11 protein-coding genes and 1 pseudogene are annotated in these 12,460 nt (G+C 35.5%); 3 read left to right on the top strand and 9 right to left on the bottom strand.

The window, feature by feature from the left end:
• Window positions 1-358 (bottom strand): annotated as a pseudogene (locus tag ACNQF6_RS15450) (tyrosine-type recombinase/integrase); the annotation flags it as partial.
• 316 nt (window positions 359-674) lie between these two features.
• On the opposite strand from ACNQF6_RS15450, the gene ACNQF6_RS15445 reads away from it, so the two are divergent.
• Window positions 675-1,304 carry a hypothetical protein gene (locus ACNQF6_RS15445; protein ID WP_417966891.1) on the top strand — a complete coding sequence of 210 codons (630 nt, stop codon included), beginning with the start codon at window positions 675-677 and terminating at the stop codon, window positions 1,302-1,304.
• Window positions 1,305-1,623: 319 nt separating this feature from the next.
• Here the strand turns inward: ACNQF6_RS15445 and ACNQF6_RS15440 are convergent, their stop codons facing one another.
• The gene (locus ACNQF6_RS15440) at window positions 1,624-2,184 is read right to left on the bottom strand and encodes a transposase (protein ID WP_417966889.1); all 561 of its coding nucleotides are present in this window, start codon (window positions 2,182-2,184) and stop codon (window positions 1,624-1,626) included.
• A gap of 128 nt (window positions 2,185-2,312) precedes the next feature.
• Between ACNQF6_RS15440 and ACNQF6_RS15435 the strand changes: the two genes are divergently transcribed.
• On the top strand, window positions 2,313-2,894 hold the full coding sequence (locus tag ACNQF6_RS15435; RefSeq protein ID WP_417966887.1) for an O-methyltransferase: 582 nt from the start codon (window positions 2,313-2,315) through the stop codon (window positions 2,892-2,894).
• Between the two features lie 113 nt (window positions 2,895-3,007).
• Here the strand turns inward: ACNQF6_RS15435 and ACNQF6_RS15430 are convergent, their stop codons facing one another.
• Window positions 3,008-3,295 (bottom strand): hypothetical protein, encoded by a 288-nt coding sequence (locus tag ACNQF6_RS15430; RefSeq protein WP_417966886.1) that lies wholly within the window; start codon window positions 3,293-3,295, stop codon window positions 3,008-3,010.
• 16 nt (window positions 3,296-3,311) lie between these two features.
• Complete coding sequence (locus tag ACNQF6_RS15425) at window positions 3,312-3,533, bottom strand: transposase (RefSeq protein ID WP_417966884.1); 222 nt, start codon at window positions 3,531-3,533, stop codon at window positions 3,312-3,314.
• Between the two features lie 398 nt (window positions 3,534-3,931).
• Here ACNQF6_RS15425 and ACNQF6_RS15420 point away from each other — a divergent pair, with 398 nt between their 5' ends.
• Window positions 3,932-4,423, top strand: coding sequence for a DUF6169 family protein (locus tag ACNQF6_RS15420; protein ID WP_417966881.1), 492 nt, complete (start codon window positions 3,932-3,934; stop codon window positions 4,421-4,423).
• 458 nt (window positions 4,424-4,881) lie between these two features.
• Here the strand turns inward: ACNQF6_RS15420 and ACNQF6_RS15415 are convergent, their stop codons facing one another.
• The 5 genes from ACNQF6_RS15415 to ACNQF6_RS15395 form a co-directional block, all read right to left on the bottom strand.
• Window positions 4,882-6,063 (bottom strand): aldose epimerase family protein, encoded by a 1,182-nt coding sequence (locus ACNQF6_RS15415; protein WP_417966879.1) that lies wholly within the window; start codon window positions 6,061-6,063, stop codon window positions 4,882-4,884.
• A gap of 111 nt (window positions 6,064-6,174) precedes the next feature.
• Window positions 6,175-7,683: an L-arabinose isomerase gene (gene araA / locus ACNQF6_RS15410; protein WP_121340714.1), complete on the bottom strand. Its 1,509-nt coding sequence runs from the start codon at window positions 7,681-7,683 to the stop codon at window positions 6,175-6,177.
• Window positions 7,684-7,859: 176 nt separating this feature from the next.
• Window positions 7,860-8,561, bottom strand: a complete 702-nt coding sequence (locus ACNQF6_RS15405) for an L-ribulose-5-phosphate 4-epimerase (RefSeq protein WP_121340715.1) — start codon at window positions 8,559-8,561, stop codon at window positions 7,860-7,862.
• Window positions 8,545-10,236: a ribulokinase gene (locus ACNQF6_RS15400; protein WP_417966876.1), complete on the bottom strand. Its 1,692-nt coding sequence runs from the start codon at window positions 10,234-10,236 to the stop codon at window positions 8,545-8,547. The genes ACNQF6_RS15405 and ACNQF6_RS15400 overlap by 17 nt, the downstream gene beginning before the upstream one ends.
• Before the next feature lie 165 nt (window positions 10,237-10,401).
• Window positions 10,402-12,387: an alpha-L-arabinofuranosidase C-terminal domain-containing protein gene (locus ACNQF6_RS15395; protein ID WP_417966874.1), complete on the bottom strand. Its 1,986-nt coding sequence runs from the start codon at window positions 12,385-12,387 to the stop codon at window positions 10,402-10,404.
• Window positions 12,388-12,460 lie beyond the last annotated feature (73 nt).

The following is a 12,460-nucleotide window of genomic DNA, read 5'->3' as shown; positions in this document are numbered from 1 at the left end:
CAAAATCTAGATCTTGTAAACGCACACCTCGGGCCTCCATACAGCGCAGTCCGCAACCATAAAGCAAACCAATAAGAATTCTATGTTTGAGCAATTTGGCGTTTTGTAACATCGCCCGAACTTCTTCTTTGCTTAAAACAACAGGGAGTTTTTTCTCGTGTTTTATGGAAGGTAAACGAAGAAACTCATAAGGTAAACCCTCCGATTTTAATAAAAACCGAAGTCCGTAAACACAATGTTTAAAATACGCTTGAGAGGGTGTTTTTGACTTTTTTTGTTGGTAAAACAAGTAGTCTTGTACTTGCTCGGCATCTAATTCAGTTGGGATTTTACCAAAATAAAGCGAGATAGCCGCCACGTGGCGGGAATAGTTATTAAAGGTACTTTGGCTTCTGCCCAAAATCGAAACTGTCCTCTCAAATCGATCTAAAAGTTCCTCGAAACCTGGAACTTCTCGTTTGGCTTGGTTTAGAATTTTGTTTTCTCTTAACCCATCACGATCCTTTTTTTTGTAGTCATAATATCAGATTTTAGTTATCTTTGAAAAGTACTACTTTTTCGGTTTCGCACTACCGAAGGTTTAGTTCAACAGCGGTTACACAATACTCGGGTTTCCGAATCCTTGTGCGTCGTGTAGCTTCGAAACATTGGCAAAAAGTTAAAATCGATACCAAATGAAAAAGAAAATTAAGTTTTTTATTACAAGTTACCTTGTGTTTTTATGCCTTGGAGTTATTTCTTGCGAAGATTGTGGGCCTTTTCCTGATAGTTTAAAAGTAACTGATTTAAACTGGAAAATCTATGAAGGAATTTATAGTGAAACACCAAATAATGACTTGAATTTATCTGAAATAACTGAAAATTCTGTTCTCTACAACAAATTTTCAATATTTATTGAACCTCGAAAGGAAACATATTTTTCAGTAATCAATGAAATCAATTCTATAAATTTGATAAGTTCTGCATATGCTTGCTCTCCAGTTACTCCAAAAACTAATGATAATATTGAAAACATTGAAATTTTCACAAATAAGGATTTTAATTCTAATCATCTTGTTGGAGAAAATTTAGCGGGAATTTTTGATGTTATAATTTATGACTCTGAAAATGAAATATATTATGAAAAATTTGATCTAGTAACTTATTTAATTTCAAAACCAAAAGTACCAACTGAAATGACTTTAATTTTAAAAGATTCTCCATTTGAAACTTCTAATTTTAAGTTTAGTATTAAATATAATCAAAATGGAAAAGATATAAATTATTTAGAATTTGAAACTAACTCGATTGAAATAAGAAAATAAAACCTGTTGCCAATACGGTATAAAAATAATTGCGGTTTAGTACTTAATTAAAGATCGTTGTATGTTTGTAACGTTTAATTTTCCTTCGGAAATCCCTAGCATTTCCGGATAAAGTTGACTAAACAGAAGCGTGAAAGTTGGAATTTGCCAACAGGAACTTGAAAAGTTTACTGTTAAAATCGTAATTTCGAATAAAAACAACCAGCCAGTAACAGATAAGGTTTCGTTGCGTGCGCAGCACGAACAATGAAACCTATGTTGAACGGAACCGGTCATTGGCAGGAACTATGGAGTTATCGAAAAGTTTAGAGAGAGAATTTCAAGAGGATTTAGTGTCCTCTTTTTTTTTGAGAAGGATTTTGCGTTTAGTTTCGTGTTTTCTTTCACTTTTGCACACAAGTTCCCTTACCATAAAATTAGTTTTGACAGGAAATTGTGTTTTGGCTACCGCTAAAAAACGATCGGTAGCTATGGTTTCATCACTTATCAAATCAGCAGCTTTCAAGAAGGAAACAAATAGTTTGAATAGCTTTTTCAAGGCAATAGGATTGTCTTTTCTAAAATTTGTGATGCTGTGGTAATTGGGACGAATGTCTTCTAAAAGCCATTGCATTTCGATGTTTCTGAAACATTCCTTTTCTAGATCACGACCACTCCTGATTCCGTTGAGATAACCGTATAAATAGATTTTTAGAAACACTTTACTATTGAAACTCGGGCGACCTTCGGTCTTGAGCGTTTTTATAGCAAAATCGAGCTTAGAGAGGTCTATAGACTCGACAAAGGCATCAATAAAACGTACTTGATTATCGGGACTTATAGTGTCTTCTAAACTTGAAAAACGCATTTGTTGACGGGAAATACCCGTGATGTGTTGCATTCTTAAAAATAAGAATAATCTTCTTTTTACACAAGTATTTTGTTATATTTGTTTGTAATAAAACGGAGGTTTTTTCACAGACTGACGTTATGCCTAATACTAAAAATAATGCTACTAAAGATTAAACTATGAAAGATTCAAATATCTTAGATATCCCCAAACTTCATTTTGAAATTGATGCAAAATCGAAAGAAATCGGTTTCACTATGCCTTCAGATTTGTTAATTGGGACATTATTGAAAACACTTATTACTTCCAAACCAAAATCAAAAATATTAGAACTTGGAACTGGAATTGGTCTGTCACTTTCTTGGATGATTGATGGATTGGATTCTGATTCTAAATTAGTTACTATTGACAATGATTCAAAACTAACTGATATAGCTAAAAGTTATTTTGGAACTGATGAAAGAGTTGAAATTATTTGTGCAGACGGAAGTGAATGGATTAAAAACTACAATAGTGAAAAATTTGATTTAGTCTTTGCAGATGCTTGGCCAGGAAAATATAGCGAAATAAACGAAATTCTAGAATTGGTAAAAGTCGGAGGTTTTTATATTATTGATGATATGTTGACACAACCAAATTGGCCTGAAGGACATCAAGAAAATGTCAATAAACTAATCGAATATTTGGAAAGCAGAGAGGATTTTAACTTAACAAAGATGAATTGGTCAACAGGAATAATAATTGCGACAAAAAAGTACTAGGCATAACAGATAAGGTTTCGTTGCGGCTGCAAGCCGAACAATGAAACCTATGTTGAACGGAACCGGTCACTGGCAGGAACTATGGAGTTATCGAAAAGTTTAGAGAGAGAATATTAAGAGGATTTAGTATCCTCTTTTTTTTTGAGAAGGATTTTGCGTTTAGTTTCGTGTTTTCTTTCACTTTTGCACACAAGTTCCCTTACCATAAAATTAGTTTTGACAGGAAATTGTATTTTGGCTACCGCTAAAAAAAGATCGGTAGCTATGGTTTCATCACTTATCAAATCAGCATCTTTCAAGAACGAAACAAATAGATTGAAAGTGTTATTTAATGCGATTGAGATATATTTCTGAAATCGGGAATGCTGTGGTAATTGGGACGAATGTGTTTTAATAGCCATTGCATTGCAATGTTCCTTAAACATTCCTCTCTAGATCTCGACCATTTCTAACTGAGTTGAGATAACCATATAAATAAATCTTTAGAAACACTTTACTATTGAAACTCGGGCGACCTTCGGTCTTGAGCGTTTTTACAGCAAAATCGAGTTTAGAGAGGTCGGTATATTCGACAAATGCATCTATAAATCGCACCTGATTATCGGGACCTATAGTGTCTTCTAAACTTGAAAAACGCATTTATTGACGGAAAATACCTGTGATATGTTGCATTCTTAAAAATACGAAAAATCTTCTTTTATACTAGTATTTTGTTATATTTGATGATAATACAACGGAGGTTTTTTCACAGACTGACGTTAGCGGTGATTTCCCGGACTGACAAGAAAAAAGCACTAATTGACATCGTTTCAAAATAGCTTTAATCTATACAGAAAACAAACACTATAAAAACAAACAATTGAAATATTGCTTTGTTTTATATTTGCTACACTACTTTTGTTGTATGAATAATAAAACCATAAATAAAGAAGCAATAATGAAATCTATAACCAAAATGGTTTCAGATAAGGCTATGGTTCGTTCGTTCTTGAAAGGCAATACTCCTATTGAAAAATTAACTCAAAAAGGAATCAAGTTTGCCAAACCAATATAACTATACTTTTAACAAAGCGACAAGCACTTATAACTTTACAACTAAAAACGATATTGAATACAAAATTGTTTTTATTATTGATGAGATGCTGGACGTTGCCTCAGAGGTTCCTATTGAAAACATCTATCAAATTATAATTGAAAAAATTACTGCTAAAATTGAACCTTTTGATGTTTTAGTATCAAAAACTATTGAGAATATTATAACTACTTTCTTTGCAAATGTACAAAATTCCCTGATTTATGTTTGTTCAGAAAATGATGAGAAAGCAGAAACGCGATTCAATGTTTTCAACAGATGGTATAGAAACAGTACTTTAGAATCTATTACTAAAGTGGATAATATTATAAATTGTGAATCCGAAGGAAATATTTATACCATTTATACATCTTTATTGTATCACAACGAAAATCCAAATGTTGAAAATATACTTGAAGCATATCATAAAATCGAGAATATTCTAAACGACAAATAAAAACCACCGCCAACAGATAAGGTTTCGTTGCGGCTGCAAGCCGAACAATGAAACCTATGTTGAACGGAACCGGTCATTGGCAGCAACTATGGGGTTATCGTAAAGTTTAGAGAGAGAATATTAAGAGGATTTAGTATCCTCTTTTTTTTGAAGTAGTTTTAAATATAGTTTTCTAGTGTTTTCCTTCACTTTTGGGCATAGTTTCCCATACCCTCGGTAGCGCGAGCGTCCAGCTCGTGAACACTCTCAAAAATAAATAACTTTAAATTCTATTAGGCTGCGCTCGCAATGGAGAAAGTTATCTAGCACAACACTAAAACAGCAGTATTAAATTACCTGATACCATAAAAAACCCCGAAAGTTTTACTTTCGGGGTTACTAACTAGTTCCCTATTTAAACCAAACCATTCAACTTATTTATGGGAATAGAAACTAATCTATAAATAGTTAGTGTATTCTTATTTAACTGAGAATTTAAAGCTTGTTTTTGTTTTGTAATTCTCACCTGGATTCAAGACCGTAGTTGGAAAATCTTTTTGATTTGGAGAATCCGGATAGTGTTGTGTTTCTAGACAAAAACCAGTTCTGCGAGCATACGTTCCGCCATTTCTCATGGGTAAAGTACCGTCTAAGAAGTTACCGGAATAGAACTGTATTCCCGGTTGGTCCGTGTACACTTCCAATAATCTTCCGCTTCCCGCATCATAAGCCGATGCTGCAAAACGCTCTCCTTTATCTTGATTGTTCAGTACCCAGCAATGGTCGTAACCCAATCCGTTTTTCAATTGTTCGTCTTTCGCTTCGATTTGTGCACCCACTTTTTTTGCTTTTCTGAAATCGAAAGGCGTATTGGTTACATCGGTCAATTTTCCTGTAGGAATAAGTGTTGCTGCAACCGGAACTAATTTGTCTGCATCGATAGTGATTTCATGATCTAAAATTGGTTTAGAAAAATCAGAAGACAAGTTGAAATACGAGTGTTGTGTTAAGTTTACCACTGTTTTCTTATCCGTAGTTGCTTCATAAACCACGTCCAATGAGTTGTCATTGTTCAAGGTGTAGGTTACAAAAACAGTTAGATTTCCAGGATATCCTTCTTCCATGTCTTTACTCACATACTTCAATTTTAGCGAAGCATTGTCTCCGGATTTTGCTTCTTCGGCAGTCCAAACCACTCTGTGAAAACCTTCTGGTCCTCCGTGCAAAGCATTAGGATCGTTGTTGATGGCCAAAGCATATTCTTTTCCGTCCAAAGTAAATTTTCCCTTTGCAATTCGGTTTCCGTATCTTCCGATAAGGGCTCCAAAATACGGATTTGGTTTCATGTATTGTTCCAATGAATTAAAACCAAGCACTACTTCTTCTGATTTTCCGGCTTTGTTAGGCACTTTCAAAGAAGAGATAATACCACCATAAGTGATAATGTCCACTTCCATTCCTTTTTGGTTTTTCAGTTTGTAACTGTCAATTTTTTCACCTTTTGGAGTCGTTCCGTAAGCTGATTTTTCGATAGTTACCGCAGCTGTAGCTTTTGCTTCTGTAACAGTTTCTTCCACTTTTTTATCGCTTTTGCATTGAATATTCATACTAGCCAAACTTATTATGGAAATTCCATAAATGCAACGTTTTAATACATTCATAATGATTCGTTTTTTAGTTTTTTAAAAGTCTTAAAGTTGAAAGTTTAAAAAATAATTAAAACTTCAATCCTATACATTAGGACATTAAGACTTTATGACATTAGACTTGAATTATAGACCGTGCTGAAACAAATGATAATAGGCTTCGTTAGCATTAATTTTATCTTTAAAATCTCTAACAGTTGTTTTTTCATCGATAACAAGCAATTCTATTCCTGCAATATCGGCAAAATCTTCCATATATTCAGTTGTCAAGACTTGGCTGTAAACCGTATGATGTGCTCCACCTGCTAAAATCCATGTAGTTGCAGCAATATCAAGGTCTGGTTTACAATCCCACAATACACGAGCAACAGGAAGTTTAGGCAAATCAGCCATTGGCGCTACAGCTTCCACTTCGTTTACAATCAATCGGAAACGGTTCCCCATATCAATTAAGGAAGCGTTGATAGCATTTCCTGCAGCAACATTAAATACCAAACGTACCGGATCTTCTTTTCCTCCAATACCTAATGGGTGTACTTCACAAGAAGGTTTTGCATCAGCTATAGAAGAACAAATTTCTAGCATGTGAGAACCTAAAACATAGGATTTTTGAGGCGTGAAATGATACGTGTAATCTTCCATGAAAGAAGTTCCTCCTTCAAGACCTACATTCATTACTTTCATCGCACGGAGTAAAGCGGCAGTTTTCCAGTCGCCTTCTCCACCAAAACCGTATCCATCTGCCATAAGACGTTGCACAGCAATTCCCGGAAGTTGTTTTAATGAACCCAGATTTTCGAAAGTATCAGTGAAAGCACCAAAACCTCCTTCTACAAGAAATGCTCTTAATCCTATTTCTATTCGGGCAGCTTCTAGCAATGAATCTCTTTTTTCTCCTCCTTTTTGAAGGGCTGGAGCCAAAGTATAAGACGCTTCATATACTGCAACTAATGCATTCGTATCAGCATCAGAGACTTTGTCAATGTGTTTGGTAATATCTGAAGAGTCGAAACCATTTACCGAAAAACCAAAACGGATTTGGGCTTCGACTTTATCTCCTTCAGTTACTGCAACTTCGCGCATATTGTCTCCAAATCTTGCCACTTTTAAGTTTTGGAACTCATCCCAACCTAAAACGACTCTGGACCAAATGCCTAATTTCTTTTGAACGCGTTCGTCTTCCCAATGTCCAACAACCACTTTACGTTTTTTACGCATTCTGGACATGATAAAGCCAAACTCTCTGTCTCCGTGAGCCGATTGGTTTAAATTCATAAAATCCATATCCATAGAAGCCCATGGAATTTCAGCGTTGAATTGTGTATGCAAATGGCACAATGGTTTCTTAAGAATATTTAAACCGCCAATCCACATTTTAGCTGGCGAAAAAGTATGCATCCAAGCAATAATACCAATACAGTTTTTGTTCGAATTGGCCTCTAAACATACATTTGTAATTTGTGCTGGAGATTTCACCACATCTTTATATACAATTTTTACTGGTATATGAGACGAAGCGTGTAACCCTTTTGCAATGTGTTGTGAATGCTCGGCTACTTTTCTTAGCGTTTCTTCGCCATATAATTCTTGGCTACCTACTACAAACCAAACTTCTTTTTGAGATATATCTATCATTATTTTATTATTTTATATAGTATTGAATAACATTGTTTTACCTATTCTGGAAAATAACATTGAGTTATAAAATGATTTAAGATTTTTGATTTCAGAAGTTTAGACTCGTATAAAACGAGAAATCTAGTGCTGTGAAATCTGAAATCAAAAATCGTTAATCATCATTCAAAAATCTATTATTGTCCGTAATACGAATCTTTTCCGTGTTTGCGTTCGTAATGTTTCTTTATTAAGGAATCTTTTAATCTTGGCGCATTCGGGTTTATTTGCAAAGTCAAGTGTGCCATTTCGGCAATTACCTCTAAAACTTTACTATTGTAAACTGCTTTCGCTGCGTTCTTTCCCCAAGCAAAAGGACCGTGATTTCCAATGAGAATCATTTCCACTTCTTCGTACGAAAGGTTTTTTTCTTTGAAACAATCCAAAATCTGAATTCCGGTATTGTGTTCATAATTGCCTTCGATAAGTGCGTCTGCCATTGGCGCAGCACAAGGAATATCAGTGGTTAAATGATCGGCGTGAGTCGTTCCAAAAATTGGAATGTCTCTTTGCGACTGTGCCCAAGCTACAGAATATGTGGCGTGAGTGTGTGCTACACCACCAATGTTTGGCCAGTTTTTATATAAATAAGCGTGCGTTTTTGTATCCGATGACGGACGCATAGTACCTTCGATAATGTTATTGTCAAAATCTACAATAACAATGTCTTCGGGTTTCAAATCTTCGTAAGGAACACCGCTGGGTTTTATCGCAAAAACACCATTTTTTCTATCTACGGCACTCACGTTTCCAAAAGTATAGACTACTAAATTCAATGCATTCAATTGCATGTTTGCGTCGTAGCATTCTTGTTTTAAAGCATTATACATACTGCTCATGGTGTAGTTTTTTAATAGATGGATCGGCAAAAGAACTTAGTTGTTCATACGCCAAAAGCAATTTATTATAGGCGGCAACTTTGTCTAATTGAGGAAAATATTCACCGTCAAAACCACTTCCCATTTTTTGACTTGCTTCAATTACATTCGGATAAATTCCTGCTGCAACTGCTGCGTATATTGCTGCACCCAACGCAGGTGTTTGGTCCGAAGCCGCAATTTTAATTGGTTTATTCAACACATTTGCCAAGGTTTGCATGATGTAAGGCGATTTTCTCGCTACACCACCAATTCCGATAACGCTGTTTATTTTCACCCCTTCTTCTTCAAAACGATCTACTATTTTTTTAGAACCAAAACAGATGGCGTTTACTAAAGATTTGAATAAATGTGGTGCTTTCGTTCCTAAAGATAAATTAGAAATAGCGCTTTTAATTTCCTGGTTAGCATCTGGAGTTCTTCTTCCGTTAATCCAGTCTAAAGCGATTGGAACAGTTTCGGATAAAGGAATTTTTTCTGCTTCGGCGGTCAATTCAACGATTAAATTATCACTCATTTCAGCTCTTAACTGCTTTTTTTGTTCCTCAGTCAAAAGGGTAGAAGTAGCTAATAAATGTTCTGTTGGCCAAAGTAGTAACTCTTTGTACCAAGCCAATAAATCTCCAAAAGCAGATTGACCAGCTTCCAGACCTATAAATCCTGGAATTACAGAACCATCAACTTGTCCGCAGATGCCACGAACGGTTTTTGTTCCGATTGACTCTTTCGAATCTATAATGATATCACAGGTTGAGGTTCCCATCACGCGAACCAAAGTGTTTTCTTCAATTTTTGCTCCTACCGCTCCAGAATGTGCGTCGAAAGTCCCAACAGCAATTAAAGTATCGGTTGTAAGTCCTAATCGTGTTGCCCATTCTTGACTTAAGTTTCCGGCTACCAAATCAGAAGTATAGGTTTCATCATATAATCTTCCGCGAAGTGCGGCAAGATATGGATGCAATTGACCTAAGAATTCTTCTGGAGGCAATCCGTTCCAGTCCTCGTGCCACATGGCTTTATGACCCGCTGCACAACGGCTTCTTTTGAATGTTTTTAAATCTTTATTCTCAATCAATAAATACGTCATCAAATCGCAATGTTCCATCCAAGTGTAAGCGGCATCTTTTACAGCTGCATCTACTTTTGCGATGTGTAGAATTTTTGCCCAGAACCATTCTGATGAATAAATTCCACCTACATATTTGGTGAAATTTTCTCCACCCCAATTTTCGGCAAGTTCATTAATTTCGTTTGCTTCATGGATTGAAGTGTGATCTTTCCACAACACCATCATCGCATTAGGATTGTGTTCAAAACCTTCAGTCAAAGCCAAAGGAATTCCATCTTTAGTGACGGGTACTGGTGATGAACCAGTAGTGTCAATGCAAATGCTTCGTATTAGTGAAGGATCTATATTGCTGTTTTGAACAACATATTTTATGGTCGTTTCTAATCCTTCGATATGATCTAAAGGATGCTGGCGAAACTGATTTGCGGATGCATTACAATATTCTTTAGTTGTCCATCGCTTGTATTGACAAACATTTGATGCTAACTCTTGCCCATTTTCAGTGTCTATTAACATCGCTCGAACAGAATCTGTTCCGTAATCTAATCCTATAACATAATTTTTCATCCCAAAATCTTTTAAAGAATTACAAATATAATATATTTATTTTATAAGTGTATAAAAAACACTTAATTTAATTTGGTATTATAATTTTTATCAAAAACGCATTAAAACAGCGTTTTACGAGTAAAATAAAAAACAAACTTATGATATACATTTATTCTGTTGCGATTATTTCATTTTTAACTTCAAAACAGTAACAGAATAGGGTGGAAGGCTCGTTTGTGCTTTGTCCCCTTTTAAATTAAATCCCTTTTCGGTAGGGCTTATTTTCTTAGGATTAGCAAATGAATTTTCATCTTGTAAGTTTGGACTTGTAAGGGTTATTATAGTTCCTTTAGCTTGTAATTTGGTTCCTTTTAAGTCTACATTTACTTCTTGTGCAGTCGCAGATGTGTTTACTAATTTTACAATTACTTCTTTAGAGTTGCTATCTTTCACTGCAGATGCAAACAGATTGTTTTGCCCAGTTACCGGTTTTCCGTCTTTGGTAATTGCTATTAAATCAGTTCCTCTATTGATGGCAAATAATTTTTGCACATAATAGTTAGCAGACCCATACGCTTCCAGATTGTTGAACCAAAGTAAATCTGGTGTCCATTGCCACGCTTCTTCATGCGCCATCAATGGTGCGTAAGAAGTTAAATTAACGATCTCGGCATTTCTTTCTAAACCGGTCATAAAAGCAGCTTCAGAGAAAGCACATTCCCAGTTGTTTCTATTGTCAGGACTTGCTATAGCCACACTTTGAGCCGCATATTCTCCTGCGAAAATTTTAGGGCCTTTTCGATCATAACTGTCGTAACGAGTAGCATTTTCTCTAAACCATTGTGGGCTTTTATAATAATGCTCATCAACGATTTCAGCATTCAATTTTTTAAGTTCTTGCATTCCGTATTCAAAATAATCTCCTTCTGGAAATGGTCCGCTTCCGGAAACAATAATCATTTTTGGATATTTTGCTTTAATGGCTTTTTCAAATACTTTGTATCTCTCGATGTAATCTGGTCCCCATTGCTCATTTCCAACACCAATGTATTTTAGGTTAAATGGTTTTGGATGTCCCATTTCAGAACGAATTCTTCCCCAAGGGGTTTCTGTACCACCATTTGCAAATTCTATTAAATCCAAAGCATCTTGCACGTAAGGATCTAATTCTTCCATTGGAACCAATTCTCCGGTATTGAACTGACACGCCATTCCACAGCTCAAAATAGGCAAGGGTTGTGCGCCTAAATCTTCGGAAAGTTGGAAATATTCAAAAAATCCCAATCCAAAAGTCTGGAAATAATCCGGTGCCGGTTTGTGAGTGAATTCAGTGTTCCAACGGTTGATTAAAGTTTCTCTTTTTTCCACATCACCCACGGTTTTTTTCCATTGGTAACGCTGTGCCAAAGTTCTTCCTTCAACAATACAACCTCCTGGAAATCTCAAAAATCCCGGTTTCATATCATACAAAAGTTGCACAATGTCTTTGCGCATTCCGTTTTTTCTGTTCATCCAAGTGTCTTCCGGAAACAAAGAAATCATGTCTAAATCAATCGTTCCGTTTCCTTCGAAGGTGATTTTCAATTGTGCTTTTGCCTCGGTTTGAGTAGCAGTAAATTGAGCGTTATAACCTTTCCAGTCTTTTGCTGTTGGAACAATGCTAGTTTCTCCTAGTACTTTTTTGTCTTTATCAATAAATTGAATGATGATTTTTTTGATAGCGCCATTGTGATTTGCCGCTTTTAGCGAAAGATTGTATTTAGCATCTTTCTTGATTCCCATACCACGGAATCCTTCATTAATCATCGAAAATCCTTTGGCATCATTGATTAATACTCTGCAAAAACTTGGATTGGTTTTGTTTTCTAATGCTTTGACAGTTGTAGCAATTCCGGATGTTGTATTGAAAGAATGTTTATCACTATTCGGTTGTTCCCAACCCATAAGCGGCGCTTCAAATTCAAACGAACGGTTTTTAATCATTTCGGCATACAAACCACCATCGGCAGCAAAGTTGATGTCTTCAAAAAACACACCGTACATTGTTGGTTGAATTTTAGTAACCGTAGTAGCGGTATTAACTTCCAGATTCGTTTTTTGTGCATTGGCATAAAAGCCATTTAGTAAAAGCCCACAAAGGGTGATTTTGGTAATTAAATTTGGTTTCATTTTTTATTGGTTTAAGGTTTAAAGTTTAAAGTTGTGGATGTACGCATTTAAACTTTAATGATTCGTCTATTAT

This window comes from Flavobacterium pasteuri (genome assembly GCF_048286615.1).
Taxonomy (GTDB): domain Bacteria; phylum Bacteroidota; class Bacteroidia; order Flavobacteriales; family Flavobacteriaceae; genus Flavobacterium.
Note: the sequence above shows the minus strand (reverse complement) of the source record. Positions and strands in the feature narration are given on the sequence as shown.

Excerpts from the sequence above, each read along its gene's own strand:
- ACNQF6_RS15395 (WP_417966874.1), bottom strand. The coding sequence starts at position 12,387 with ATGAAACCAAATTTAATTACCAAAATCACCCTTTGTGGGCTTTTACTA.
- ACNQF6_RS15435 (WP_417966887.1), top strand. The coding sequence starts at position 2,313 with ATGAAAGATTCAAATATCTTAGATATCCCCAAACTTCATTTTGAAATT.
- ACNQF6_RS15405 (WP_121340715.1), bottom strand. The coding sequence starts at position 8,561 with ATGAGCAGTATGTATAATGCTTTAAAACAAGAATGCTACGACGCAAAC.
- ACNQF6_RS15415 (WP_417966879.1), bottom strand. The coding sequence starts at position 6,063 with ATGAATGTATTAAAACGTTGCATTTATGGAATTTCCATAATAAGTTTG.
- ACNQF6_RS15400 (WP_417966876.1), bottom strand. The coding sequence starts at position 10,236 with ATGAAAAATTATGTTATAGGATTAGATTACGGAACAGATTCTGTTCGA.
- ACNQF6_RS15440 (WP_417966889.1), bottom strand. The coding sequence starts at position 2,184 with ATGCAACACATCACGGGTATTTCCCGTCAACAAATGCGTTTTTCAAGT.
- ACNQF6_RS15425 (WP_417966884.1), bottom strand. The coding sequence starts at position 3,533 with ATGCGTTTTTCAAGTTTAGAAGACACTATAGGTCCCGATAATCAGGTG.
- araA (WP_121340714.1), bottom strand. The coding sequence starts at position 7,683 with ATGATAGATATATCTCAAAAAGAAGTTTGGTTTGTAGTAGGTAGCCAA.
- ACNQF6_RS15430 (WP_417966886.1), bottom strand. The coding sequence starts at position 3,295 with ATGGCTATTAAAACACATTCGTCCCAATTACCACAGCATTCCCGATTT.
- ACNQF6_RS15445 (WP_417966891.1), top strand. The coding sequence starts at position 675 with ATGAAAAAGAAAATTAAGTTTTTTATTACAAGTTACCTTGTGTTTTTA.